Raw genomic sequence first — 25757 nt, 5'->3', positions numbered from 1 at the left:
TTTTGTCTGCTGTTTATCATCAATAACTTATCGTAAAATCAATGAGTTGGTGCTTATCCTGTCGCCCTCTGTATCACCCTGGTGTAACCGCTGCCGCTCAGGCTATGCGTGACTTTGCTGATGAGCCACGGCTGTGCATCAATCACTGATTTAAATCCGCTCACCGCAACCGGGGTTTTCGGGTAAAGATCAGCCCGGCCCATTGCCAGGGTGATCGAGAACTCGGCAACACCGCGTTGCAGCTTCTCCCACTTCGCTTTGGCGGCGCGCATGGCCGTGGCTTTGCTGGAATAGACCGTCTGTTGGACGTGGTTTCGGCTTCGTCGTCGCCTTCGGCCACGCGCACCACAACGGTGACGGGTTTCGACTGGTCGGCAATCGCCTGCAACGCTGCGGCCAGCGTGCCTTTGACGCCCGCCTTGCCGACTGCGCCCTGCACGTTGGTGATGAGCACCGGCTCATTCAGCGGGAAAGTAGCCGCATCCGCATCACCAGCGGTGCAGACCATGCCGACGATTGCGGTGGATACGGTGGATACGGTGCGCGTGCCGTCGTTTACTTCAGTGACGCGGACACCGTGATGATAATCTGCCATCTGTTGCACTCCTGGTTAAAGGTGTGCTCAGGGTGGCAGCCCGGGCGGGGCGGGGCATGTGATAGAAGTTTGCTGATTGCTCAGCGGGCAGTTACTCTTGAGCTATCGCTCTGATATCCACTGGTACTACAAACAACCAGTTGAAAATGAGGGAACGATGATGATTGCAGGAACCGCAACGAAAGAACCCGGCAGGTATTACACCTTCCAGTCGCCTTTACCGGCTGATGTCTTTTTTGAAGTCCACCCCCGGACGTTGCCACACAATGCACAACCCGTGCTGGATGAAACCAGCGGCATGTGCATAGGCTATTCAGTCGCCCAGGCTCCGGGACTGTGGCAGATTTACGACACGCAGGGACATTTTCTAAGGCTGGAAGAAGCCCCCTCTTGAAACACCCCTGATAGATCCAACCGATATTGGGCTCATTGCTTTTGGCGTCTTCCGTATTTTCCGTGCGGGGCGTGTGCTGTTTGAAGCGGGTACGCGTTCGGCTGTCAGCGCGAAACTCAGCCAGGCGACAATCATGTTTCTCCGTGCCCGGCTTAAAACCGGGTTATCTGCCCGTAACATTAAAATGACTGAAACAGCCGCCCGGCATATGTACGAACCGGGGCGCTATGTTCCATTACATATTCACGAAAAAGCCATCCGTTATGGTAGACGTATGGCTGATCCTCGTAACGGGGAAGGGATGTTTCGCTACGAAACTGAGATGTATAAACTGAATCGTAAGAGAAATGTCACCGAGTATAAGAAGTACACTCTTGAGGTTGTGGTGCGGGAATCAGACTGGACGATTACCCATTTTAAATATTTTGATTAACCGGCAGGAAAGTACGCATGTTTGATATCAGAAATGAAGAATTCGTCTTCGCGGTCTCACCTTTCGAGCGTGTCGTGGATGACGAAGCCGACCCGGTTAATCACCTCTGGGACTGGATTAAGTTTTTCGTGGAGTTTTCCGTCAGCGGGGTGAAAGTACAGTTTCAGACTGAGTTTACAGTCGGCGAACTCAGGGAACTGCGCAATCAGTTTTCCGTGCATTACAAGGCTGTGATGGCTCAGCAGGAAATTAAATCATTCAGTTTTCGCAGCCAGCTTAATCAGCTGAATATGGTTCTGCGGAAAGTCACAGGTGATGATGCAGTGATTGTTGAATATGTTCTGCGCCCTGAAGAACATGCGGATAGCGTTCAGATAAAGGGCGAATTTGGCATTAATGAAAGCCACTTCCCGGACATCCTCAGACGCCTGGATGAAATGATAACCTGGCCGGAATAACATTCTGATTTCCCGGCTATGCGCATAAGCGCCCCCGCTATAACGGGGGCATTTTTTTTATGCGGGCTTATCCGGCCAGACAATATCTGGGGCGGCGACAGTAACCACTGCCTGAACATCCTGAATATATTTCATCCATTCGGTCAGCTTTTCTTTATCAGCATCGGTAATGATGCCGAGCATCAGCTGCGTCTGCCATGCCTGGATCGTGGTATTGGCGCTGCTGATGAGCGTAATCTTCTGATTATCGGCTTCTGCCACATCGGCCTGTTTCTGCGCATCCGCATCTGTTACCCACTTTTCCCCGTCCCATTTATCAAAGCCGGTGGCAGGTTTTAACGTCGTGGTATCCGCCGGATAATCGCCGGTTTCCGTTCTCACCTGGGAGAATCATCAGCCAGATTTGTCGCGAAAAGGGTGCCAATGTAGATTAGCTTGCACAGGATTTCGTTAATGTTTTCTTATGTGTGCATATTGAGTACATTATTACAAACAAGGTATGGATACACTCTGGAGCTGTCCACCAGTGGATCGGCAAGCAATTCATTAATAGGAATAAAATGCGTAAAGAATATTTAATTTTGGGCTTCGTTTTACTTATTACGTTAATTTTCCCTTTGGTGGTTCTATACCTATATCGAGAGTATGTTACGGGAATACCTGTTACGTTCTCTTTAGAAGGCGTTTCTCGTGACTCTGGGAAATGGTCAGATTTTGGTTCTTTGCTTTCTGGGTTATTTACTTTAAGTGGTGCAGTCGCTGCTTTAGCCGCACTGTTATTTGCAATTTTTCAAAATAGACAGCTCTCCGATGAGGCAAAAAAACGATCTATGACGGATCAGGAAACGGCTAAAAAGAATGAGAATTTTATGCGTTTTCAGCTGGAAAGAATGAATTTTGAAAAGTTTAGGATGCATCAGTTAATGTTTAATGACCTGCTGGATAAGGCGGAAGTTGATGCATTTAATAACTTTGCATTTAAATCCAGGATGATTTTTTACAAAAAAATCTTCACAAATAACTCGTTCTCTCAGTGCGACACAAAGGTAGATTTGACATCTGTGAAAGCCGGATCATTAAAAGATATACTCAACTGCGGGGAAAGTATCAATTCTAAGATGAAATCAGGAGAATACATCGACTCACCTCATGTGTTGGTTGATGACATATCTACTCTCCATTCTCTGCTAATGTTAACGGTTGAGAGAGCTGCAAAGGATGGAGACATCATATTTGCAGGTAAGTTTATTGTACTGAATGTGGTTGACTTGCATAATGACTTTGTGTTTCTTTCCGATGTGGTAAATGCACTTTGTACTTTTTGTGAAGTTGATACGAGGGTGAACTTAACGACTAATCTTAGTCTCGGTAAAACCATTATTGCTCTGGTTAACTATGCAAGTCATTTCGATTTCTCTAAAGTTCAGTTTTCAACGTATTCCTATAGCTTTAAATGCGAGTTATATATTCGTAATCTTACAGAGCTTCATGAAATTTTCACGATAGATAAAAATGTCCCACTGTATCCTTTTTTCAAAAATTTCAATAATTACATTCTTGATGCACTTGGAGCGTCAAACATTCATCATGTGACTTCTATGGATGGTTATTTTCTCTTTTTAGACTCCTTTAGACAACGCGTCGCTTCAGCCATTTCAGAAGCGATGACACATGATGTTAATTTCTTTAATATCGGGGAATATTATTTAGGTGAAATAGATAAAATGCGTGCTCGGATTAAGAATTGAGTCTTTTGATAACCCGTTCTTCAACTGGATAATTGTCCTTTTGACCTAAGCCTGATGGTAGCCGCGCAGTCAATAATGATGCACTTGAACCATGTCCGCTCATCGTCACTTCAGCAACGACGGAACGCCTCATACCAAATGGTTGTGACTAACTTCACGAACGCGAGTAAAACTCTGGTTGTGGGGCTATATTTTTAGGATAAATCTTAGATAATTTACTCGCCCCTTCAAGAGCTAAGCCATAGAGAGTGCCGGAGATAAGCGCCGGGTGGGGTACTAATTATTGGCAAAGGCCGCAGAAATGCGGCCTTTTTCCTTTTTTACCCACGATTTGTGTGATACCTGTTCGACGCCCCCGGAACACTGCCGGAGATAAACAAAACCTGTCTGATGATGCTAATCACTCGATTAGGATCTTTTCGCTATGTTAGCTTAACGTCAAACCAGCCATATAGATGGCGTCGATCAAGATGAGAAGAACCGCAATGTACAAGCCTGCTTGCCTTTTCATCATCCTGCTGCTTAGCGGATGCGCTCTGAAACAGTACCCACAATCCGCAAAGGTAAGTGATGAAGAAGCTAAAAATGATGATTGCGCAACATTGCAGCAGGAAATAGCCAAAAGCCATGATGTTCAGCAGCAGATCGCGAAGACCGGGCAGTTTGATGCGTTAACGGTGATTGGCTTTGTGGGGGATTTTGGTATCGGCAACGGGATTGCTAAAGCCAGAGCCAACCAAAAGGCCACCGAACGATTGCAGCAACTGGAGGCGCTGGAAGCAGTACGTTGCCACAATGCATCATAGATAGCTGTCCAACCGCAAATATCCTGAGAGCCAGCCGGGCAAAAAAATGGTATAAAATGGCGCTTTATTGATGTTGCCTGCTTATAAGGATCCTACATGGCAAATACGCAATACCTTCTCTGGGTGATGATTGTCACATTAACCTTATTATCGGTGTTTATTTCCGCGCTGGTTGGCCGGGCTAAATCGCCACGACTGGGTTTCATTACCTTTGCGGTATTATTTCTGGGCTTTATGGCCGCGATTTTCTTTATCACGCGCTAGCTAATGACTAATCCTCTGCAGCAGGTTGCCGCGCTGTTTGTGTGGCAACCATGCCGGGGGTTAAGAAGCGGGGCGCAGTGCTTTACGGTGTTGTGCGATAAGTTGGTCGGCAAGATAGCGATCTTCTTCGTGTTGAGTAATGTAATACTCGTAAGGATCTTTTATACCCAGACTTTCAATATATTCCAGATGAGCACGTTTTATTTCGCGGTTAATATATTGCACTTCATCCATACCCATATCATCAGCATAAACTGGTGCTTTGCTTTTAATCTCAGCAATTAACAGTTTGTTATTTTGCATAAAGGTTTCCAAATCAATCTTATAATAATCTTTCATAAACGGCTCCCTCTCAAACTGCGTTTGTATAAGCCTGGCAAAAAACGGGGAGGCGATGTGGCTGTGGATGCTTACCATTTCATCTCACCGTTGCCAATTGGCAATGTCCATCGTCAAATTCTAACAATTTGATTTATAGAGAGATTAGTTGTCGGGTTTAAATTTTTTAGTGAGAATGATAGTTAATATCATTTAACTTGATCGGAATACTCCGAAGAATTACAGTAGCTGCCGTCCCTCGCAGAGCTAACACCTTTAATGAGTGCCGGAGATAAGCGCCGGAAGGGACGTTCATCAGGGCTGCAGGATGCGGCCGCTGCTGAATCTGGCAGCGACATCACCCTTATCCCACCACCAGCAAATGTACCAGCCGCGCAAGCGTTTCCAGCAGCAATACGCTGCCGACAAAAATGACTACCAATACGCCAATAAATTGTTTACGGCTGTTCACGCTTCCCTCCGATGCCTGCAGGTCGCCAGGCTATACTTTAAGCCGGATTCACTAAACTTCCAGTAAACCAGCTTTCAGGAGACCAATATGTTTTATCAAACGGTCAATGCGGAAGCATGGCGCCACATCTGGGTAGTTGGCGATTTACACGGTTGTCGCACTCAGCTTGATTCACAATTGATTCTGCATCAGTTTGATACGCAGCAGGATTTATTAATATCCGTCGGTGATTTGATCGATCGGGGACCCGACAGTCCCGGTTGTCTGGCATTGCTGGATGAACCCTGGTTTCGATGTGTACGTGGCAATCATGAACAGATGGCTATCGCGGCGTTGCAGGGCGAGGACCCGATGCTATGGCTGATGAATGGGGGTGAATGGTTCTGGCAATTGCGCGGCAGTGAGGTGATTGCAGCGCGTCATGCGCTAAAGCGTTGTGCTGCATTGCCGCTGATTTTGCATCTGCAACTCGCCGACCGCGTGGTGGTGATCGCCCATGCGGATTATCCGGCCAGTCACTACTCACTGGGGCAAGAGGTTGACTGGCATCAGGTGGTGTGGAGCCGCGACCGGCTGGGGCGACATCAGCGCGGTAACTCGGCAGCAATTGAGGGGGCCAGCGATTTTTATTTTGGCCATACCCCGCTGGAGCAACCGCTCAACGCTGCCAATCAACATTATATCGATACCGGTGCCGTATTCGGCAACCGGCTCACGTTGGTGCAGCTGCAGTAACCTTTACCGAAACAAACGACCATCGCGCACCAGCTCGCGCGGGTAGCTATTCTTGATACGATTGCCGACCTTTTTTGCCAGACCGAGTGTTTGCTGCTGCCAGGTCACAATCACCTCATCCCGTTCGGGCAGATGCTCCGGATGGATATCCTGACCGCGATACCAGCTTTCCGCTTCGGCCTCCGTCAGCGCAAAGGCCAGCGAACTATCTGGCTGTGCCAGAGCGACCACGGCTTCGTGTTGCCAGCGATACCCTTTCGGGAAGGTTTCCGCGAGTTTTATACCGATGCGCGAGAAGCGCACTTTACCCAGCCAGCTTTCCAGCGCGGCGGGGAACAGCCACAATTCTTTATCACGCTGCCATAACAGCAAATTATCGTCCCAGTGCAGACCAACTTTTGCTGCTGCCTGCATCACTTCAGCCGTCAATTTCCGGCTGGCAGGTGAAAAGGGGAGTTTGCCGACTTTATAAGTTGGAGCGGGTAATGTCGGTACGCTGGCGGTTTTACGCAGACGTGCGACAAAGAAGCCTTCGCTGTCGAAGATTTGCGGGAACACATGCAGGAAGCCTTCTGGCGTCAGCGCCTTTTCGGCACCCGCGAACAGGCCATCCAGCGGTATAATTTCGACAGCATCAGGATAACGTTGCTGCAGCCAGCTGATGACCTGCTGATTCTCGATCTGGTTGAGCGTACAGGTGGAATAAATCAGCGTGCCGCCAGGTTGCAGGGCGTGAAAAGCGCTGTCAATCAGGTCGCGCTGGGTGGCGGCGATGTCCTCAGTGCTGGCCAGGGTCCAGTTACGCAGCGCATCGGCATCTTTACGCACTACGCCTTCTCCGGAGCAGGGGGCATCCAGCAGGATGGCATCAAACTGCTCGGGCAATGCCGCACCAAACACACGACCATCGAAATGGGTCAGGGCGACATTGCTGACCCCACAGCGGCTGATATTGGCATGTAACACCTTTACCCGGCTGGCGGAGTATTCATTAGCCAGAATCGCGCCATTATTGTGCATCAACGCCGCCATTTGCGTGGTTTTAGAGCCAGGTGCTGCGGCAACATCCATCACCTGACGCGCATCGGGCGCGGCATCAAACAATGCCGTGACCGGCAGCATCGAGCTGGCTTCCTGAATATAAAACAACCCGCTAAGATGTTCCGCCACGCTGCCCAGCGGCAGCGATTCGTCGTCGCGATCAATCCAGAATCCTTCAGCGCACCACGGAATGGGCGTCAGTCGCCAGCCGTAATGTGCGGTACACGCCAGAAAATCAGACACGCTGATTTTTAAGGTATTCACACGCAAGCTGCGGCGTAACGGTTGCTGACTGATGGCGAGAAAACCTTGCAGTTCTTCATCGTTGGGCAGGCTGGCACGCATCAGCGTGAGGAAATCTTCAGGAAAACGTTCGGACACGGGTTTCTTCCGGGGATAGCAAACAGAGCGCGAAGTGTAACACGCGAAAGAGAATCGGGCAGCCAGGCTGCCCGATTTGCTTAGGGTTGTGCGGGGTCGGGAATCGCGGTTCCCCAGTTGCGCCAGTCTTTCGGCGCTTCATCCTGCAACAGGAAGTGTTTGTTCGCACCCGCCTGCGGTGCCAGTGGCACGGTTGGCGGGGTGGCAAACTGAATCCCGCCCTGAATAAATTGCTGGAAGGTGCCGGTTTTGACCACGCCGCCAATCAGGCCGAAATTCAGGTTATAGCCGGATGCCAGCCAGAACACCGAATTGTTGCGCACCAGATGCTGATATTTCTTACTGATGCGCAACGCCACCTGAACGCGGTCCGCCATATTGCCCAGCGAGGTGCCGGTAACGGTACCGACTTCCACCCCACGGAACAGCACCGGTGTACCCACCGAGAGTGAACCGGCTTCTGTTGCGTCAACAAAGATTGTCAGACCATTGAGATAACGTGAATCGGTAATGGTGCTGTCCTGAAGCTCAAAAGTGCGCGCCTGGGCACCTTTGCCCGGATCGACGTTGACATAAGGTTGCAGTAGGGTCTCAAGATGGTTTACGCCAGCGGCAGAAATCTGCGGAGAGACCACCGAGAAACGGCTGCCGATACGGGCAAAGTCCTGTACGTATTCCGGATACAGTACGGCTTTTGCCACCACCTGGTTGTTGTCGGCACTCAGTGAGAGCGACTCGACCTGGCCGACGTTAATGCCAAGATAACGAATCGGCATGCCGGCTGACAGTTTGCTGGCATCATAGGTGTGCAGTGCAATCTGGCTGCCTACGGCGCGTGCGGCGGTTTCCGAAGCATAAAGTACCCGTTTCACCCCTTTTGCCGCTTGCGCACCGCTCAGGTTATCGAAACTGATGGCACCTTTCAGCGCGCGATTCAGCGGTGATGCCTGCACGGTCAGACCGCTACCATTCAACTGCACCTTGGCACCCCCCTCGGCCCAGAACACGCTTTCGCTGGTGAGCAGTTTGCGATACTGCGGTTCGATATGAATCGAGATTTCAAAGGCATCGGCGCGCGGCACAACATTGACCACTTCACCCACCTGGAATTTACGATACAGCACCACAGAACCGGTCTGAACATCAGGCAGGCTGCTGGCTGTCAGTTTCAGCGTGGCAGGGGGCTGATCGCCAGTAATCCCTTCCTCTGCACGCTCAGCATCGCCATACAATGGGTAACGCATCTGCGGGTTGCCTTTTGCCCCCGGAACCAGACGGATACCGCCATCCACCCATTCACGTGCACTGGCACCCAGTACCTGCATGCCATCAAGGCCGAATTTCACGTCAATGCGGCTGTTAACGATAAATTTGCTGTCACCGTGTACCAGATGGCGATATTCCGGATTGATGGCCACCACAAAACTGATGCCTTTTTCGTCCAGTTCCCGTGAGATGACCTGGCCTATCTTCATGCCGTAGAGCATCACCGGTTGTCCGGCGTCGATACCGTAGGTTTCTGGCGCATTAAGTTGCAGCGTCAGGACATCCGGTTTTTGCAGCAAAGATTCACTGGCCGGTAATACGCTAAAGTGATCCTGCGGCTGACCTTCTCCGGGCACCAGTTCAAAGGTATTGCCGGTTAACAGGCTGCTGAGATTGGTATCTGTCAGGCTGATTTTTGGTGAGCGCATTTCAATGCGGGTGCCCGTGCGCATCAATCCGGCGACGGAGGGATCAACGGTCAATTCCCCGGTCACTTTACCGCCAGGCAGCAAATTCAGCTTGGTTAAGGTGCCCACTTCCAGCCCCTGATACATCAGCGGCGTGCTGTCTGCTTTCAGGTTATCACCGCTCGGCAGGTCGAGGCTGACCTGCACCCCGCGCTGGCTTTGTGCGAGGTCGGGATAGAGCTGGTAGTTTTCATCGGTGTCAGCCTGCTGGCCTTCGTCGGGAGAATCGAAGGCAATGGCACCATTAACCAGTGCCGCCAGACTCTCCAGTTTGACTTTGGCACCACTCAGACTGATATCTGCGTCCACGCCAGAAACATTCCAGAACCGGCTCTGTTTTTTCACCAGGTTAATGAAGCGGCGTTCAATCAGCACATCAATGGTCACGCCATCAGTATTACTGTTGATGCTGTAGTCATAGACCCGGCCAACCGGAATTTTGCGGTAATACACCAGCGAACCGGTATTCAGCGAACCGAGATCGGGTGCACGCAGGTGGATCAATAACTCACCGGTATTCACACGGTATTTCGGTTGCGTATCCAGCGCTGTGAAGTGTTCCTGTGGGTTACCGCTGCCCGGCATCATACTGATGTAGTTGCCACCTACCAGAGCATCTAACCCGGAGACCCCGGCCAGAGAGGCTTTTGGTGTCACCAGCCAGAACTGGGTGTTGTCGCGGAGTGCATCACGCATGTCGCTTTTAATGCTGGCTTTAATCTGGATGCTACGATAGTCATTGCTCAGCACGATACCCTGCACCGTACCCACTTCCACACCCTGATAGCGAATAGGCGTGCGCCCCGGCACGATACCGTCCGCAGTCTGGAAGTTGATGGTGATGATGGTCCCGCGTTCCTGATAATTGGTCCATAACAGCCATGCGGCAATCAGCAAGGCGATAATGGGCAGTAACCAGAACGGCGAAATCTTGCGTTTGTTTCGCAGATTTGCGCTAGTCGGTGTAGTCGGCGTTTCCTGTTGCATGTGCATCCCAGATCAGGCGGCTGTCAAGCCACTCTACAGCCATAATGGTCAGGATGACTGCCGAGCCAAAATAGAGCGCGGCAGGTCCCATGGTAAATGCCAGCAGCTGGTCACGATTGACCAGCGACATGGTTAATGAAATGACGAACAGATCCAGCATCGACCAGCGACCAACCCAGGTCACGGCGCGCAGCAAGCGGATGCGGGTTTTCAGCCCCTGTTCACATTTGAAATGAATACTGAGCAGCAGCGTTAACATCACCAGCACTTTGGTAAAGGGCACCAGAATACTGGCGATAAACACCACCGCTGCCACCGGAATATTGCCGGAAGCCAGGCCGAGAATACCGGAAAAAATGGTGTCCTCGCGCCGCGCCCCGTTAACATACACCACAGAAATCGGCAGCAGATTGGCAGGAATGAGCAGCACGATGGAAGCAATTAATGATGCCCAGGATTTTTGCAGGCTGTGGCGGCGGCGATAATCCAGCGGCGTATGGCAGCGGGTACAGCGCCCGCGATCATCTGCCATACCGGTGTGATGGCAGTTCAGGCAAACCTGCCATTGCTCAGGCGGTGAGGTGGGGACTGCCTGCGGATAATAATGCTCCCACAGTTGCTCGACATTAAGATGAATCAGCGTCAGCACGCTAAGTACCGTCAGTGCAATATAAGCCACCATGCCATAACCCACTTCCAGCGTGGCGTAGTCCTGTACTTTGATGGACGCCACCGCGACGCCGACCAGGTAGATATCCAGCATCACCCATTCTTTCAGCTTCTCCAGCATCAGCAATACCGGACGCAGATTCATCCCCAGCGCGTGACCGATGCCCAAATAGCTAATGCCCGCCACCAGCGTCATGGGGGCACCAATGGTGCAAAACGCCACGATGGATGCGGTGATGACATCGCCTTGCTGCGTCATCTGTACCACCCCTTCCAGCAGGCTGGCATTAATGCGCATACCCAGCAGCCGGATATCCACCAGCGGCAGGGTAAAAGCGAACGGCATCAGCATCAGCATGGTGACCGCCATCGCGGTCAGACGCGTCATTGACCAGTCAAAACCACTCTGAATACGAGCGTGACAACGCGGGCAGTAGGCCGCCTGATGCGATTTAACATCCGGTAAGGAAAAAAGGGTATCGCATTGCGGACAACGCTGATAACGTGCGTGGGGCAACGTCTGGCTGATAGCGTGAATTTTCATAGGGTGACGCAAGTGGCCCATCGTTCGTTACAGTTACCGGCATGTCAGGCAGCAGGTTGCTGGCTGAGACATCTGTGGTGGCATGAAGTTCGATCCACAGAAAGCTAAGGGTATAGTAACTAACACAATGATTCACCTTGTGACGCTGGATAATTAGTGCTTATTTTAACAACTGAGTGACACACGCGGCTTCGCTGCGTCGAATTATGGTTAAACAATGAACAAAAAAGCCTTTTACGAGGATTTAAATCGCGATGCGCGTGCGCTGCTGGCGGGGGAAACCTCTTTCCTCGCTGCGCTGGGTAATTGCAGCGCGTTACTGTTTGAACGCCTGGAAGGCGTCAACTGGGCAGGTTTTTATTTGCTGACTGAAGCGAATACGCTGGTACTGGGTCCCTTCCAGGGCAAAATTGCCTGTGTGCGTATTGCTGTAGGCAAGGGTGTTTGTGGCACGGCGATTGCAGAAGAGAAAGTGCAGCGCGTGGAAGATGTGCACGCTTTCCCCGGTCATATCGCCTGTGACGCCGCCAGTAATGCGGAAATCGTGATTCCTCTGAAAGTGAATGGCACGTTAGTCGGTGTGCTGGACATCGACAGTACGGTTTATTCTCGCTTCGATAGTGAGGATGAAGCGGGGCTGGTGGCCCTTACTGACGGGCTTTGTGAAGTACTGGCGGGCAGCGACATTGAAAAATTTCTTCAACTGACGCGCAGCTAATCGACTGGATCACATAGCATTTGGCGATGTTGTCATTATAATGTCGCCTGTTCATGCCTGCTCTGGTCGGCAAACCCGTTGTAATCAGGAAATTTCATGGAAAATCAACCTAAGTTGAATAGCAGTAAAGAAGTGATCGCCTTTCTGGCGGAGCGTTTTCCGCACTGCTTTAGCGCCGAAGGTGAAGCGCGTCCGCTCAAAATCGGTATCTTTCAGGATCTGGTCGAGCGTGTTCAGGGCGATATGGGCCTGAGCAAGACGCAACTGCGTTCGGCCTTACGTCTTTATACCTCAAGCTGGCGTTACCTTTACGGCATTAAAGCGGGTGCCATCCGTGTTGACCTCGACGGCAACGCCTGTGGCGTGCTGGATGAGCAACATGTTGAACATGCGCGCAAACAGCTGGAAGAAGCGAAAGCGCGTGTTCAGGTACAGCGCGAGCAGCAAAAAGCGAAGAAACGTGAAGCAGGTGAAGAGACGGGCGAACGTCGTCCGCGCAAACCGGCTCCGCGTAAAACCGCTGAAGGTGATGCGCCGCGTAAACCGCGTCCGCAGGCACCGCGTGCCGCCTCTGCTGAACGTAACGCTGCGCCACGCCCACCGCGAGCTAAACCCATCACTGATACCTCAACTTTGCAACCCGGCCAGAATATTAAAGTTAAAGCAGGCAAAAGTGCGATGGACGCAACCATTCTTGAAATTACTAAAGATGGCGTTCGGGTACAGCTCGCTTCCGGCATGGCAATGATTGTGCGCGCAGAACATTTGCAGTTCTGAAACGGAGGCTGACCCTGGCATGAACACTATTTTTAAGATCGGTATGATCGCGGGCCTGCTGCTGGCAGGCCCCAGTTTTGCTGCGGATAACATTACCCGCGCAGATCAGATTCCCCAGTTACACGAAGAACCACAGCATCCCACCGTCAGTGAACGCGTCACCTCGCGCTTTACCCGTTCGCATTATCGTCAGTTCGACCTGAATCAGGATTTTTCTGCGAAAATTTTTGATCGCTACCTGAATCTGCTCGATTACAACCACAATGTGCTGCTGGCTTCAGATATCGCGCAGTTTGCCGATAAGAAGACCACGCTGGGTGATGAACTGCGCAGCGGCAAGTTGGATGTTTTTTACGATTTATACAATCTGGCGCAGAAACGCCGCTTTGAGCGCTATCAGTATGCGCTGAGCGTGCTAAATCGCCCGATGAACTTTACCGGCAATGACACCATCGACATTGACCGCAGCAAATCACCCTGGCCGAAAAGCACCGATGAGCTAAATGCGCTGTGGGATGCGAAGGTCAAATTTGATGAGCTGAGCCTCAAGCTGACCGGTAAAGATGACAAAGAGATTCGTGACACGCTGACCAAGCGTTATAACTTTGCTATCCGTCGTCTGGCGCAGAGCAACAGTGAAGACGTGTTCCAGCTGGCGATGACCGCCTTTGCACACGAAATCGATCCGCATACCAACTATCTGTCACCGCGTAACACTGAGCAATTCAACACCGAGATGAGTCTGTCACTGGAAGGCATTGGTGCTGTGTTGCAGATGGATGATGATTACACGGTAATCAATTCGATGGTGGCGGGTGGTCCGGCGGCGAAGAGCAAATCGATCAGCGTAGGCGATCGTATTGTCGGCGTGGCTCAACCCGGTAAACCGATGGAAGATGTCATCGGCTGGCGTCTCGATGATGTGGTAGCCAAAATCAAAGGGCCGAAAGGCAGCAAAGTGCGGCTGGAAATCCTGCCTGCTGGCAAAGGGACCAAAACCCGCATTGTGACCCTGACGCGTGAGAAAATCCGCCTGGAAGACCGCGCGGTAAAAGGCACGGTGCAGACCGTCGGCAAAGAAAAAGTCGGCGTGCTGGATATCCCGGGCTTCTATGTGGGTCTGACGGATGACGTGAAAGTACAGCTGCAGAAACTGCAGAAGCAGAATGTCGATAGCATCGTGATTGACCTGCGTACCAACGGCGGTGGTGCACTGACTGAGGCGGTATCGCTTTCAGGCCTGTTTATTCCAAGTGGCCCGGTTGTGCAGGTGCGTGACAACAATGGCCGTGTGCGTCAGGACAGTGATAATGACGGCATCGTGTACTACAAAGGCCCATTAGTGGTGTTGGTGGATCGCTTCAGTGCTTCCGCGTCTGAGATCTTTGCCGCCGCCATGCAGGATTATGGCCGCGCGCTGATTGTCGGTGAACCGACCTTCGGTAAAGGTACCGTGCAGCAGTATCGTTCGCTGAACCGTATCTATGATCAGATGCTGCGTCCGGAATGGCCTGCACTGGGTTCTGTCCAGTACACCATTCAGAAGTTCTACCGTATCAATGGCGGCAGCACCCAGCGTAAAGGCGTCACGCCGGATCTGCTGATGCCGACCGGCGTCGAAGCGGCAGAGACCGGTGAGAAGTTTGAAGATAATGCCTTACCGTGGGATAGCGTCAGTGCGGCGACCTACACCAAAACCGGTGATATCACGCCGCTGGTGCCGGAACTGACCAAAGAGCATAACGATCGCATCGCCAAAGATCGCGAGTTCCAGTACATCATGAAAGATATTGCGCGCTTCAACGCGACTAAAGACAAACGCAATATCGTGTCTCTCAATCTTGTCCAGCGCGAGAAAGAGAATCATGATGAAGATGCATTACGTCTGGAACGTATCAACGCGCGTTATCAGGCCGAGGGCAAACCGCAGCTGAAGAGCCTCGACGATCTGCCGAAGGATTACAAAGAGCCGGATCCGTATCTGGATGAAACGGTGAAAATTGCCAATGATCTGGCGCAGCTGGAGAAATCCCAGCCGCAGGCAGCGGGCAGTAAATAATCGTTAGGCGTAAATCACAAGCACCGCTTAATGCGGTGCTTTTTTTTATCCCTTAATCCGCTTAATGTTTGCCAGGCGCAGAGACATTACTGAATGTAAAGTTATGTCTTTTTAGACACTTAAAGATTAAGGTTGCTTGAAATGCTGCGTAATGACCCTAGGATGTATATCCGCGTATAAGCGCGAGCACAACTGAGGAAGATTAACGTTTATGATGCGTATTGCTCTTTTCCTGATCACCAACCTGGCGGTGATGTTGGTTTTCGGACTGATTCTCAGTCTGACAGGAATCCAGTCAAGCAGTGTTCAGGGTCTGATGATTATGGCAGGTCTGTTTGGCTTTGGCGGTGCGTTTGTTTCACTGCTGATGTCCAAATGGATGGCGTTACGTTCAGTCGGTGGTGAAGTGATTGAACAACCCCGTAACGAAACGGAACGCTGGCTGATGAACACCGTTGGCCGCCAGGCTCAGCAGGCCGGCATTGCTATGCCGCAGGTTGCCATTTATCACGCGCCCGATATCAACGCCTTTGCGACTGGTGCACGTCGTGATGCATCGCTGGTGGCGGTATCCACCGGGCTGTTACAAAACATGAGTCGCGATGAAGCAGAAGCGGTTCTGGCCCATGAAATCAGCCATATTGCCAACGGCGACATGGTCACCATGACGCTGATTCAGGGTATCGTGAACACCTTCGTGATCTTCATTTCACGTATCATTGCCCAGGTGGCTTCCGGTTTCCTGTCGGGCAACCGCGATGGTGAAGAAAGCAGTAACGGCAACCCGCTGGTCTACTTTGCGGTAGCTACCGTGCTGGAGCTGGTATTCGGCATTCTCGCCAGCATCATCACTATGTGGTTCTCGCGTCATCGTGAGTTCCATGCCGATGCGGGGTCAGCGAAGCTGGTCGGTCGTGAGAAGATGATTGCCGCGTTGCAGCGTTTGAAAACCAGCTATGAACCGCAGGAGCCGAGTAGCATGATGGCCTTCTGTATCAATGGTAAAGGTAAATCGCTCAGCGAGCTGTTTATGTCACATCCGCCGCTGGATAAGCGAATCGAAGCGTTACGCAGCGGTGCATATATGAAGTAATAGCAACAACGAAAAGGGCGCCTCAGCAGGCGCCCTTAGTTTTTAAGATTCGGCAGTTTCACGCTATTGTGTCATGCGCGCCATACTCACCACCGCAGCGACGCTTGAAAAGACACCGGCCAGAATCAGCGAGGCATGAGTGCCGCTCTCACTGAACAGGTTGAACATCAATGCCACCAGCGCAGCCCCGCTGCTTTGTCCCAGCAAACGTGCAGTTCCTAACATACCACTGGCACCACCACTGCGGTTACGTGGCGCGGAGGAGATAATGGTGTGATTGTTGGGCGACTGGAACAGGCCAAAACCCGCACCGCATAGCATCATGCGCCAGATAATATCGGCATCGGCTGGCTGCGAGGGCAGCAGGGCCAGCAGAAACAGACCGGCCGCAAACATCGCCAGCCCCAGTCCACCCAGCAGACCGGCATGCACCTTCTCAATCAGACGACCGGCGATCGGGGCCATTACCATCGTTGCCAGCGGCCAGGGAGTCAACAGCAGGCCGGTGGACACTTCATCACGTCCCAGCACGTTTTGCAGGAAGAAGGGCAGTGAAACCATTGCCAGCATCTGGGCGCAGAATGAACAGATAGAGGTGCCGAGAGAGAGGGTGAAGATGGGAATGCGCAGCAGATCCACCGGCAGCAGCGGTACCGGCATCGCTAACTGGCGACGAATAAACACCACGCCGACCAACAGCAGCGCCACGACTTCACCCAGTGTCAGCCAGTGATTTTGGCCCTGGGCAAAACCACTCAGCGCCGAGATCAACAGGCCAAAGAACAGCGCGTTCATAATGGCACTGGCCACGTCAAACTTCTGTTGCTTCGCTTTCTGCTGGTTATCCGGCAGGAAACGCAGCGCCAGCCACAGAGCAATAATCCCCAGCGGTACGTTAATCAGGAACAGCCATTTCCAGCTGGCAACTGACAAAATAGCAGCTGCTACCGTCGGACCTGCGGCGGTGGACACTGCCACGATCAACGAGTTGATCGCCATGCCGCGCCCAAGAAAGCGCTGTGGATAGATAATGCGTATCAGTGCGGTGTTAACGCTCATCAGCGCCGCGCCACCGAATCCCTGGAGTACACGGGCAAGGGTGAGCATATTCAGTGACGACGACAGCGCACAGAATAGCGATGTCGCGATAAACAGTGCCAGGCCAGCCTGATAGACGCGGCGATAACCGAGCATGTCACCGAGAAACGACAGCGAAAGCAGCGAGATAACGATGGCGATTTGATAGGCGTTCACAATCCATATCGATTCAGCCGGACTGGCGTTTAATTCGCGTGAGATGGTGGGCAAGGCGACGTTAGCAATCGCGCCATCCAGCACCGCCATCATAATGCCCAGCGCAATAGTAATAATTGCGCCATAACGTTGTGGAACGGGTAAACCATCCTGAAGTGAGGTTGCGGACATAGAAGGAATAAGTGAAGTAAGTGAATATCATCATGCTAATCAATTCTGTGCCGGAAAGCATCGTATTGCATGACAAAAAGTATCTGTGAATGTGTCGCTTAGTGCTGTGCATTGCCGCCTGTGGCCTGAAACGCATATACTGGCACTTCTGTTCCGTTTTTTTTGAAACAACCTCAAAAAAGGATACGCGATGGCGAACGCTGATAACGATAAACAGCCCGATTCCGTTTCTTCGGTGATGAAGGTGTTTGGTATTTTGCAGGCGCTGGGGGAAGAGCGCGATCATGGCATTACCGAGCTGTCTCAGCGCGTGATGATGTCAAAAAGCACCGTCTATCGCTTTTTACAGACTATGAAGTCGCTGGGCTATGTGGCACAGGAAGGTGAAACGGAAAAATACTCGCTGACGCTCAAGTTATTCGAGCTGGGTGCCAAGGCGCTGCAAAATGTTGACCTGATTCGCAGCGCCGATGTGCAGATGCGTGAGCTGTCACGTCTGACCAAAGAGACCATCCATCTCGGGGCGCTGGAAGAAGACAGCATCGTTTATATTCACAAAATTGATTCGCTCTACAACCTGCGCATGTATTCGCGGATTGGACGCCGTAATCCGCTGCACACCACGGCAATTGGCAAAGTCTTGCTGGCGTGGCGCGATCGTAGCGAGGTGCAGGAGATTCTGCGTGAAGTGGAATTTCGTCGCAGCACCGCCAATACTATCGTCAGCGCTGAGGCGTTACTGAAGGTGCTCGACCAGGTGAAGGTACAGGGCTTTGGTGAAGATAACGAGGAGCAGGAAGAGGGGTTGCGTTGCATTGCGGTGCCGGTGTTTGACCGCTTTGGCGTCGTCATTGCCGGTCTGAGCATCTCATTCCCGACGATTCGTTTCTCGGAAGAAGGCAAAAACGAATATGTTGCCATGCTGCATCGTGCCGCACGTGCTGTCTCTGAGCAAATGGGCTATCACTACTATCCTTTTTAAACCGATGCGATAAACGGGCTGCGTTACCAGCCCGTTTACTGATCAGTTATCGACCACGTCACCGCTCTTTTTCAGCAGCGGGCAGTCTGTCACGCCGACAATACCGCTATCGGTATGCAGATACTGTGCAGTGATCATGCCACGTGCAGTCAGGTAGCTGCATTGCAGGCCGAGTCCGGCCGCGTTTTTATTGCTGCCGGTTAACACGCCATAACCCGTAAATAACATTGCCAACCAGATAACGGCGATGACCACTATCGCTCGGATGAATAGTTTCATTTTGTCTCCATGTGATACATAACGCAGCTGTCCAGATGTTGCTGCCATCTCTATAGTAGCAGCATGCCTCGCTTTCCTCGCCAGATCGATCAGAGATAACTGAAAGATGGCGCACAGGAAATTCTGCTTTCCGTTCGTGCCCATTATCTTTTGCCGCCGCAAGGCGTAGAATCAGCAGCTGAGTGAGTATTTGACATTAATCAGTAATCTGAGGCAGTTATGAATGAGTTAGCCGCAAATTCCAGTCCGCTGTTCAGCTATGGCGTACTGGCCATCATTATCGTTGTGGCCTTTATCGCCTGGTTCTTTGTTAACCGGGCCAGCGTGCGGGCCAGCGAACAGATTCAATTGCTGGAAGCGCTACTGGAAGAACAAAAGAAACAAAATGCGCTACTGCGCCGTCTGGCCGACGCACAGCCAGACACTGCAACAAAAAGCGAAGAAGAAAGTGAAAAGCGCGATTTTATTCGCTTAATCCCGGAACGTTGATCATCGAGTGGAGAGGTAATGGCCTGGCAAAATCCCTGGTACGATGCGGCAAAAATGCACCACACGCCGCAGGGCTTCCGTAACCCGGAAGAGGAGTTACGGCATCCCGGGGATTTGCAACGCTGGCGGCGTGAGCGCAAAGAGCAGGGGCTACCTCTGCCACCGCAGGCGGGCTATCCGGCATTTATCAGTGACTGGTGCCAGCCGGCTGATTTAAGTGGTGATGATGATCGCATCTGGTGGCTGGGCCATGCCGCTTTACTGCTGCGTGTTAATCAACGTTACCTGCTGATTGACCCGGCCCTGTCGCAACGCGCGTCACCGCTGCCGTTTGTAGGTCCACAACGTAAAACCCCGGCACCGCTTAGCGTTGCTCAGTTACCCCATCTCGACTACGTGCTGATCTCGCACAATCATTATGATCATCTGGATCGCCCGACGGTGAAGCGTATCGCGCGACAATTTCCGCAGGCGCATTTTCTGGTACCGCTCGGTATGGGAGATTGGTGTCGTCGTCGGGGAGTGCGTCACGTGACTCAGCTGGACTGGTGGCAGAGCATTGAGCTGGCCGGTATCCACTTTACTGCGGTACCTGCACGTCACTGGAGTATGCGTTCTTTCTTTGACCGTAACCGTTCCCTGTGGTGTGGCTGGGTGGTCAGGAATACCACGTTAAATTTCTGGTTTTCGGGTGACAGTGGTTACAGTGAGAATCTCACGACCATCGCCCAGAAGCTGGGGCCATTTAACCTTGCCGCCTTGCCGATCGGCGCTTACGCACCAAAATGGTTCATGCGCGGTCAGCATATGGACCCGGACCAGGCGGTGCAATTGTGGCAGCAAATCGGCAGGCCGGTAACCATCCCCATTCACTGGGGAGTGTTTGAACTGGCAGATGAATCGCTGGATGAACCCCCCGCAGTGCTGGTACAGGCACTGCGCACTGCAGGAGAGACGGGAACCGATTTTTCGCCGTGGAGAATAGGTGAGAGCCGCAGTTCGCCGAATATCGATTCAGATTTGTCCTAAGCTCATTTTGTTAAATTCCGCCAGCTGGTGCGTTTTTTTAACATTTAATTGTTGTGACGTTAGAAAAAAATGAGATAAATGCCAAATCAAATTTGTGCATATATTTGGGGCAGGCACGTTTATATTTTCCTGATTTTGGTGCAAAACTATTAATAAGCTGTACTGAATAAAAACTATTGTACAGGATTTGAACTATGCACATATGTTGCGTCAGACGTTAACATTTTGGTGGATTACATTATCCATGCCATATTTTTGCAATATTTTTTGCGTATGTTTATCTGTTTAAATAGTGGTGAATTGGACAGTTCCCCCTAATTCGACTATAACAATTTTTGGTTGTAATGATACTGATCAATAACCTTTTTTTGTGCAGTATCGGCAAACGACGGCGGAAGCGAAACAGGCAAAGCGTGTGCCCTGGCTAGCAATTATGTGCGGCAAGTCGATGACCTTTTAAAAATGGCTTGCCATTAATTTGCGGATATGTGATAACGATTCGTGGGTTAAACGAGGTACAGTTCTGTTTATGTATGGCATCTTCAGTAAAGAAGTTACGAGTAAAGACGTTGACGTTGAATACCGCTTCCTTGCCGAAACCTTAAATTAGTGCCTCATGCAGTAACGTCTCTGGTTTCTCTGTAAGTCTGCCTCCGGGCAATATAAACACTCTAAGGAATTTGCAAAAATGGCAAAAATTAAAGGTCAGGTTAAGTGGTTCAACGAGTCTAAAGGTTTTGGTTTTATCACCCCTGCTGACGGTAGCAAAGATGTGTTCGTACACTTCTCTGCAATCCAGGGTAATGGTTTTAAAACTCTGGCCGAAGGCCAAAACGTTGAATTCGAAATCCAGGATGGCCAGAAAGGCCCTGCAGCAGTTAACGTCACTGCTATCTGATTTCGTCGCCAGGCTGGGTGCCATGCACCGCTGAAACGAATCTTAAAGCCCCGGTCACTGACCGGGGCTTTTCTTTATCCTTTCTGTTACCAGATGACCAGGTTACACTGCGCCGCGAATCGCTAACCCGGAGTTATCTATGTCTTTGATTTGCCCGCTTTGTCACCAGCCACTTCTGTTGCAGGTCACCAGCTATCGCTGTGATGCCGGACATCAGTTCGATCAGGCCAAAGAAGGGTACGTCAATCTGTTACCGGTTCAGCATAAAGGCTCCCGTCAGCCGGGAGATAGCCCGGAAATGTTGCTGGCAAGACGCGAGTTTCTCGATGCCGGATATTATCAGCCACTGCGCGATCACCTGGCCTCATGGCTGGCGCAGCGTCTGCAGGGTGCCTCAGCGCAACTGCTCGATATTGGCTGTGGTGAGGGCTATTACACCGCAGCAATGGCTGCTGCGCTGCCGTCAGCGCAGGTCTGTGGTCTTGACGTGGCGAAGGCAGCCATTCGCATGGCGGCGAAGCGTTATCGCTCAGTAAAGTTTTGCGTGGCTTCAAGCCAACGACTGCCATTCGCCGATGCTTCACTGGATGCGGTTGTGCGCATCTATGCCCCCTGTAATGAAGATGAACTAAGCCGGGTGGTAAAACAGGGCGGGTATCTGCTGACGGTGACCCCTGGTCCGCATCATTTGCAGCAATTTAAAGCGTTAATTTATCGCGAAGTGCAGCTGCATGTGGCGGAGGAGAAGGCGTATGCCGGTTTTCATCAGGTTGAACAGCAAAACCTGGCTTATACCATGACATTGAGCGGTAAAGCGGCAACCACCTTGCTGCAAATGACACCTTTCGCCTGGCGTGCACGTGAAGACGTGTGGCAAACCCTGGCAGAGGCGACTGAGTTCAGTTGTGACGCGGATTTCACCCTGACGCTCTGGCAGCGCGATTAACGTGCTTCCACCAGCGTGTTGTAGATACGTTCTAAATCGTCGAGTTGTTTCACCGCAATCAGCAGACGCCGCTGCTCCAGCTGCATCACCAGGATGCCATCTTCGGACAGGTTCATACTTTGGATGCGGCGATAATCAATCCATACGCCAGCGAAGAACAGACCGTCGTTTTTCATCAACAGTTTCGGACTGCGCAGCCAGAACAGCCAGACTGCCATAAAGCTCAACACCATCAGCAGGGTGGTGGTCAGTTGCGGCCCCTGATGGCTGACGTTATTCCACAGCAGAATCATTAGCAGCACGATAAAGATAGCGCTATCGATTTTATGGCGGCGGCGCAGCGCCACCCGCAATTTGGTTGGACCATTACGGCGCGGCAGAATGGCTTCATCGTAGATGGCGAACAACAGCAGGCCCGCAACCAACAGGACAATCAGGGCGTCAGTCAGTGACATGATGATTCCTTAACAGAAGTTACCTGAACGTTGGCGCTCAGGTAACGTCAATAAGCAGCCGGGAGACATGCTCCCGGCTAAGTCTTTTACAGGCCGAGCAAACCGATCCAGTAACCGAAAATACCAATCGCAAAGAAGCCGACGATAATCCACAGGGCGTTAACTTTACGGCGCAACAGCCACATACAACCAAAGGTTAACAGCAGTGGGATCAGACCCGGCATCAGCTGATCAAGAATCGACTGAACCGTAGTGACGGTGGTTTTACCGGTCTGGTCAGTGATGCGTGATACCACCAGCGGCACATTGACATGTGTCCACTTGTTTACCAACGCCCCCATGACAAACAGGCCGAGGATGGACGCCCCTTCCGTCAGTTTTTGCAGGAAGCCGCCACCCATATCGCTAACGATATCCACCCCTTTACGATAACCGTAAGCCACACCGTAATAACGGGTAAGCAGACGCGCGATATTGAACAAGAGGAAAAACAACAATGGGCCAAGCAGGCTACCGCTCATGGCGATCCCGGCACCTAACGCCGCAAACACCGGACGTACCGTACCCCAGAAAATCGGGTCACCAACACCGGCCAGCGGACCCATCAGGCCAACTTTAATACCGTTTATCGCACCATCATCAATCGCTGCACCATTGGCACGTTGCTCTTCCATCGCCATGGTGACACCGAGTACCGGTGCGGCCACAAACGGGTGGGTATTGAAGAACTCCAGGTGGCGCTTGATGGCCTGTTTACGGTCATCATTGTTTTCCGGATAAAGACGACGAATTACCGGCACCATTGAGAAGCAGAAGCCCAGCGCCTGCATACGTTCAAAGTTCCACGAACCCTGAAACAGGTTGGAGCGCAGGAACACACCACGGACATCGCCGGGGGTGAGTTTCTTTTGAGACTGAGTTGTATCAACCATGATGTCACCTGTTCCTTAATCGAGTTCGTTGTCGAGGTCGTTTTGCGCAGGACCGGCCGCAGCAGCACCGGCAACACGGTTATATTTCGGTGCCAGCTGGATATACAGCACTGCCATTACCACACCAATCACGCCCAGTGCCACCAGGTTGAAGTTGGTGAAGGCGGCAGTAACGAAGCCGAGGTAGAAGAACGGCATCAGGTAGCCAGCGCGCATCATGTTGATCACCATCGCATAACCAACCACCACAATCATGCCACCGGCGATGTTGAGGCCATTGGTGACCACTTCCGGAATCGAACTCAGCAAGGTGTGTACCGCACTGGTGCCGACGGAAATGGCGACGATTAACGCTGGAATCGCGATACGCATTGCCTGCAACAGCAGAGCGGAAACGTGAATCCATGAAATCGCCGACAGGTTACCTTTCTCGGCCGCTTTATCGGCAGCGTGCTGGAAGGCTACGGTGATAGTACGAACGATAATGGTCAGCACCTGGCCAGCTGCCGCCAGCGGAATCGCCAGCGCGATACCTGCACCGACGCTCTGACCACCGGCAATAACCAGAATGGTTGAGATGATGGAGGCGAGGGCGGCATCGGGGGCCACGGCGGCACCGATGTTCATCCAGCCGAGTGCAATCATTTCCAGCGTACCACCGATTATGATGCCGGTTTTCATATCGCCGAGCACCGCACCAATCAGGGTACAGGCCACCAACGGACGGTGGAACTGGAACTCATCAAGAATCGAACCCATCCCGGCGATACAGGCCACAATAAATATCAAAACGATTTGTAGCGAGGTTATCTCCATTGCATTTCTCCTAAGCAAAGGTCACGAATTTTCGCCCACGTACGCAGGCGCAGATGGCGAATTACGGATTTACCTTCGCAATCAGGTCCATCATTTTCAGTTTCGGGTCGTTAGAAACTTTGCGCACTTCCAGTTCAATACCCCGGTCATTGAGTTTACGGAAGGCGGCAATATCCTTTTCATCGACAGAGACCGCGTTGTTAACCTGAGTTTTGCCCTGACGGAACGCCATCCCGCCGATATTGACCGATTTGATATCCACGCCCTGTTCAACAATACGTTCGACATCGGTAGGGTTGGTGAACAACAGCATGACGCGATCGCGGCCATATTTCGGGTTGTTCCAGACGCGAATCATTTTGTCGACATCCACCACATGCGCGGTGACACCGGGAGGGGCGACCTGGGTGAGCAGTGTTTTACGCACATGGTCGTTGGCAACTTCATCGCTGACGACAATGATGCGTGTGACGTTGGTTTCTTTGGTCCAGCGGGTGGCGACCTGGCCATGAATCAGACGGTCATCAATACGCGCCAGACCAATCTTCATGTGCTCGCCAGGAGCCAGCGGTTTCTGCGGCTGCGGAGCGGCTTTGGCAGCCGGTGCAGCAGGAGCGGGTTCTGCCGTTTCAGTTTTTAGCGCCTTCACGCCTTCACGGCCGGCTTCGACCGCGATGTGAATTAACTCCTCCAGTGAGGGATTGTCATCCCGTCCCATCAGTGTTTCCACCAGCATCGGAATGTTGACCCCGGCGATGACATCATGATCCGGTTTATCAACCACGATGCGGCTTGCCGCGTTGAAGGGACTGCCACCCCAGGTGTCGACCAGGAACAGTACACCTTTTGAGGTGTCCATATTGGCCAGTCGCGCCTGATACTTTTCTATTAGCGTTTCTGCATTTTCGCCGGGAACGAAATCAATCCATCCGACATTTTCCTGCTCACCCAACAGCATTTCTGCTGTTTTTAGCAGTTGTTCTGCCGCCCAGCCATGTGTACCAATTACAATAGCAATGGTCACTTGCTACCTCCGTTCGCATGAGAGATTCTCTGGCTTCGCCGGGAATCGATGAAAATTACCGTTGTTGATTCATGTGGATCGTTTCGGGCTAAGATGAAGAAAAGCATCAATTAATAAGCCAAAACTTTCCGCTGCACAGCGATAAGGTCGCGATTTATTTTAGTGAGTGAAAAAATAATTTATGTGATGTTTGTCAGTTATTGAGAGCGTAACGGGGTTAATTTGTGCTTTTATCTCTCCTCCTTTCAGGCTGTTAC

27 protein-coding genes and 3 pseudogenes are annotated in these 25757 nt (G+C 51.7%); 17 read left to right on the top strand and 13 right to left on the bottom strand.

Annotated elements, in window-relative coordinates:
- Positions 1 to 53: 53 nt before the first annotated feature.
- Together PW844_RS11025 and PW844_RS11020 are read right to left on the bottom strand one after the other, a co-directional pair.
- Positions 54 to 299 (bottom strand): annotated as a pseudogene (locus tag PW844_RS11025) (phage late control D family protein); the annotation flags it as partial.
- Between the two features lie 2 nt (positions 300 to 301).
- Positions 302 to 595, bottom strand: a pseudogene (locus PW844_RS11020) (phage tail protein); the annotation flags it as partial.
- Positions 596 to 752: 157 nt separating this feature from the next.
- On the opposite strand from PW844_RS11020, the gene PW844_RS11015 reads away from it, so the two are divergent.
- The 3 genes from PW844_RS11015 to PW844_RS11005 all read left to right on the top strand — a co-directional run bounded on the left by PW844_RS11015 (position 753) and on the right by PW844_RS11005 (position 1880).
- Positions 753 to 989, top strand: coding sequence for a hypothetical protein (locus PW844_RS11015; protein WP_299451554.1), 237 nt, complete (start codon positions 753 to 755; stop codon positions 987 to 989).
- A gap of 133 nt (positions 990 to 1122) precedes the next feature.
- On the top strand, positions 1123 to 1422 hold the full coding sequence (locus PW844_RS11010; RefSeq protein WP_299451553.1) for a hypothetical protein: 300 nt from the start codon (positions 1123 to 1125) through the stop codon (positions 1420 to 1422).
- 17 nt (positions 1423 to 1439) lie between these two features.
- The gene (locus tag PW844_RS11005; RefSeq protein WP_299451551.1) at positions 1440 to 1880 is read left to right on the top strand and encodes a hypothetical protein; all 441 of its coding nucleotides are present in this window, start codon (positions 1440 to 1442) and stop codon (positions 1878 to 1880) included.
- A 57-nt stretch (positions 1881 to 1937) separates the two neighbouring features.
- On the opposite strand, the gene PW844_RS11000 is transcribed toward PW844_RS11005, so the two are convergent.
- Positions 1938 to 2261, bottom strand: coding sequence for a tail fiber assembly protein (locus PW844_RS11000; protein ID WP_367187756.1), 324 nt, complete (start codon positions 2259 to 2261; stop codon positions 1938 to 1940).
- 179 nt (positions 2262 to 2440) lie between these two features.
- On the opposite strand from PW844_RS11000, the gene PW844_RS10995 reads away from it, so the two are divergent.
- From PW844_RS10995 to PW844_RS10985, 3 genes are all read left to right on the top strand, one after another.
- Positions 2441 to 3628 (top strand): hypothetical protein, encoded by a 1188-nt coding sequence (locus PW844_RS10995; RefSeq protein ID WP_299451550.1) that lies wholly within the window; start codon positions 2441 to 2443, stop codon positions 3626 to 3628.
- A gap of 485 nt (positions 3629 to 4113) precedes the next feature.
- A complete protein-coding gene (locus PW844_RS10990) occupies positions 4114 to 4434 on the top strand; it encodes a hypothetical protein (protein ID WP_299451697.1) in 321 nt (106 codons plus the stop codon).
- Positions 4435 to 4530: 96 nt separating this feature from the next.
- Positions 4531 to 4698, top strand: a complete 168-nt coding sequence (locus tag PW844_RS10985; RefSeq protein WP_299451548.1) for a hypothetical protein — start codon at positions 4531 to 4533, stop codon at positions 4696 to 4698.
- Between the two features lie 60 nt (positions 4699 to 4758).
- Here the strand turns inward: PW844_RS10985 and PW844_RS10980 are convergent, their stop codons facing one another.
- Positions 4759 to 5037 carry a DUF6388 family protein gene (locus tag PW844_RS10980; protein ID WP_299451546.1) on the bottom strand — a complete coding sequence of 93 codons (279 nt, stop codon included), beginning with the start codon at positions 5035 to 5037 and terminating at the stop codon, positions 4759 to 4761.
- 538 nt (positions 5038 to 5575) lie between these two features.
- On the opposite strand from PW844_RS10980, the gene PW844_RS10975 reads away from it, so the two are divergent.
- The gene (locus PW844_RS10975) at positions 5576 to 6223 is read left to right on the top strand and encodes a metallophosphoesterase (protein WP_299451544.1); all 648 of its coding nucleotides are present in this window, start codon (positions 5576 to 5578) and stop codon (positions 6221 to 6223) included.
- A gap of 3 nt (positions 6224 to 6226) precedes the next feature.
- Here PW844_RS10975 and rsmF read toward each other — a convergent pair whose 3' ends face one another.
- The 3 genes from rsmF to yebS all read right to left on the bottom strand — a co-directional run bounded on the left by rsmF (position 6227) and on the right by yebS (position 11578).
- The gene (gene rsmF, locus PW844_RS10970; protein WP_299451542.1) at positions 6227 to 7645 is read right to left on the bottom strand and encodes a 16S rRNA (cytosine(1407)-C(5))-methyltransferase RsmF; all 1419 of its coding nucleotides are present in this window, start codon (positions 7643 to 7645) and stop codon (positions 6227 to 6229) included.
- Positions 7646 to 7725: 80 nt separating this feature from the next.
- Positions 7726 to 10365 carry a PqiB family protein gene (locus tag PW844_RS10965; protein WP_299451541.1) on the bottom strand — a complete coding sequence of 880 codons (2640 nt, stop codon included), beginning with the start codon at positions 10363 to 10365 and terminating at the stop codon, positions 7726 to 7728.
- On the bottom strand, positions 10334 to 11578 hold the full coding sequence (gene yebS, locus PW844_RS10960; RefSeq protein ID WP_299451540.1) for a membrane integrity lipid transport subunit YebS: 1245 nt from the start codon (positions 11576 to 11578) through the stop codon (positions 10334 to 10336). The genes PW844_RS10965 and yebS overlap by 32 nt, the downstream gene beginning before the upstream one ends.
- Before the next feature lie 217 nt (positions 11579 to 11795).
- Between yebS and PW844_RS10955 the strand changes: the two genes are divergently transcribed.
- The 4 genes from PW844_RS10955 to htpX all read left to right on the top strand — a co-directional run bounded on the left by PW844_RS10955 (position 11796) and on the right by htpX (position 16225).
- Positions 11796 to 12296: a GAF domain-containing protein gene (locus PW844_RS10955; RefSeq protein WP_084875316.1), complete on the top strand. Its 501-nt coding sequence runs from the start codon at positions 11796 to 11798 to the stop codon at positions 12294 to 12296.
- Positions 12297 to 12392: 96 nt separating this feature from the next.
- Positions 12393 to 13073, top strand: a complete 681-nt coding sequence (gene proQ, locus PW844_RS10950) for an RNA chaperone ProQ (protein ID WP_084875314.1) — start codon at positions 12393 to 12395, stop codon at positions 13071 to 13073.
- Positions 13074 to 13092: 19 nt separating this feature from the next.
- On the top strand, positions 13093 to 15132 hold the full coding sequence (gene prc, locus PW844_RS10945) for a carboxy terminal-processing peptidase (RefSeq protein WP_299451537.1): 2040 nt from the start codon (positions 13093 to 13095) through the stop codon (positions 15130 to 15132).
- 211 nt (positions 15133 to 15343) lie between these two features.
- A complete protein-coding gene (gene htpX / locus PW844_RS10940; RefSeq protein WP_299451535.1) occupies positions 15344 to 16225 on the top strand; it encodes a protease HtpX in 882 nt (293 codons plus the stop codon).
- Positions 16226 to 16288: 63 nt separating this feature from the next.
- Here the strand turns inward: htpX and PW844_RS10935 are convergent, their stop codons facing one another.
- Positions 16289 to 17650 (bottom strand): MFS transporter, encoded by a 1362-nt coding sequence (locus PW844_RS10935; RefSeq protein WP_299451534.1) that lies wholly within the window; start codon positions 17648 to 17650, stop codon positions 16289 to 16291.
- A 190-nt stretch (positions 17651 to 17840) separates the two neighbouring features.
- Between PW844_RS10935 and kdgR the strand changes: the two genes are divergently transcribed.
- Positions 17841 to 18632 (top strand): DNA-binding transcriptional regulator KdgR, encoded by a 792-nt coding sequence (kdgR, locus tag PW844_RS10930; RefSeq protein ID WP_299451532.1) that lies wholly within the window; start codon positions 17841 to 17843, stop codon positions 18630 to 18632.
- Between the two features lie 42 nt (positions 18633 to 18674).
- Here kdgR and PW844_RS10925 read toward each other — a convergent pair whose 3' ends face one another.
- On the bottom strand, positions 18675 to 18911 hold the full coding sequence (locus PW844_RS10925; protein ID WP_299451530.1) for a YobH family protein: 237 nt from the start codon (positions 18909 to 18911) through the stop codon (positions 18675 to 18677).
- A 219-nt stretch (positions 18912 to 19130) separates the two neighbouring features.
- On the opposite strand from PW844_RS10925, the gene PW844_RS10920 reads away from it, so the two are divergent.
- The 5 genes and pseudogenes from PW844_RS10920 to rlmA all read left to right on the top strand — a co-directional run bounded on the left by PW844_RS10920 (position 19131) and on the right by rlmA (position 22273).
- Positions 19131 to 19400 carry a YebO family protein gene (locus tag PW844_RS10920; RefSeq protein ID WP_208715350.1) on the top strand — a complete coding sequence of 90 codons (270 nt, stop codon included), beginning with the start codon at positions 19131 to 19133 and terminating at the stop codon, positions 19398 to 19400.
- A gap of 18 nt (positions 19401 to 19418) precedes the next feature.
- Positions 19419 to 20429, top strand: coding sequence for an MBL fold metallo-hydrolase (locus tag PW844_RS10915; RefSeq protein WP_299451529.1), 1011 nt, complete (start codon positions 19419 to 19421; stop codon positions 20427 to 20429).
- 529 nt (positions 20430 to 20958) lie between these two features.
- Positions 20959 to 21031 (top strand): annotated as a pseudogene (locus tag PW844_RS29430) (DUF2627 domain-containing protein); the annotation flags it as partial.
- 86 nt (positions 21032 to 21117) lie between these two features.
- Complete coding sequence (cspE, locus tag PW844_RS10905) at positions 21118 to 21327, top strand: transcription antiterminator/RNA stability regulator CspE (RefSeq protein WP_001062678.1); 210 nt, start codon at positions 21118 to 21120, stop codon at positions 21325 to 21327.
- A gap of 139 nt (positions 21328 to 21466) precedes the next feature.
- Entirely contained in the window at positions 21467 to 22273 is an 807-nt protein-coding gene (rlmA, locus tag PW844_RS10900) for a 23S rRNA (guanine(745)-N(1))-methyltransferase (protein WP_299451325.1), read from the top strand.
- Here rlmA and PW844_RS10895 read toward each other — a convergent pair.
- The 4 genes from PW844_RS10895 to manX form a co-directional block, all read right to left on the bottom strand.
- A complete protein-coding gene (locus tag PW844_RS10895) occupies positions 22270 to 22728 on the bottom strand; it encodes a DUF986 family protein (RefSeq protein WP_299451322.1) in 459 nt (152 codons plus the stop codon). The two genes, rlmA and PW844_RS10895, sit on opposite strands and share 4 nt — an antisense overlap.
- Before the next feature lie 86 nt (positions 22729 to 22814).
- Positions 22815 to 23660 (bottom strand): PTS mannose transporter subunit IID, encoded by an 846-nt coding sequence (locus PW844_RS10890; RefSeq protein WP_013509404.1) that lies wholly within the window; start codon positions 23658 to 23660, stop codon positions 22815 to 22817.
- A 15-nt stretch (positions 23661 to 23675) separates the two neighbouring features.
- Positions 23676 to 24476, bottom strand: a complete 801-nt coding sequence (locus PW844_RS10885) for a PTS mannose/fructose/sorbose transporter subunit IIC (protein WP_084875295.1) — start codon at positions 24474 to 24476, stop codon at positions 23676 to 23678.
- Positions 24477 to 24537: 61 nt separating this feature from the next.
- Positions 24538 to 25500, bottom strand: a complete 963-nt coding sequence (manX, locus tag PW844_RS10880; RefSeq protein WP_299451315.1) for a PTS mannose transporter subunit IIAB — start codon at positions 25498 to 25500, stop codon at positions 24538 to 24540.
- Positions 25501 to 25757: the final 257 nt, after the last annotated feature.

It is taken from the genome of Pantoea sp., from assembly GCF_028283705.1.
Taxonomy (GTDB): Bacteria; Pseudomonadota; Gammaproteobacteria; order Enterobacterales; family Enterobacteriaceae; genus Pantoea.
The sequence above is the reverse complement of the archived record's forward strand: the minus strand, read 5'-3'. Positions and strand labels throughout refer to the sequence as shown.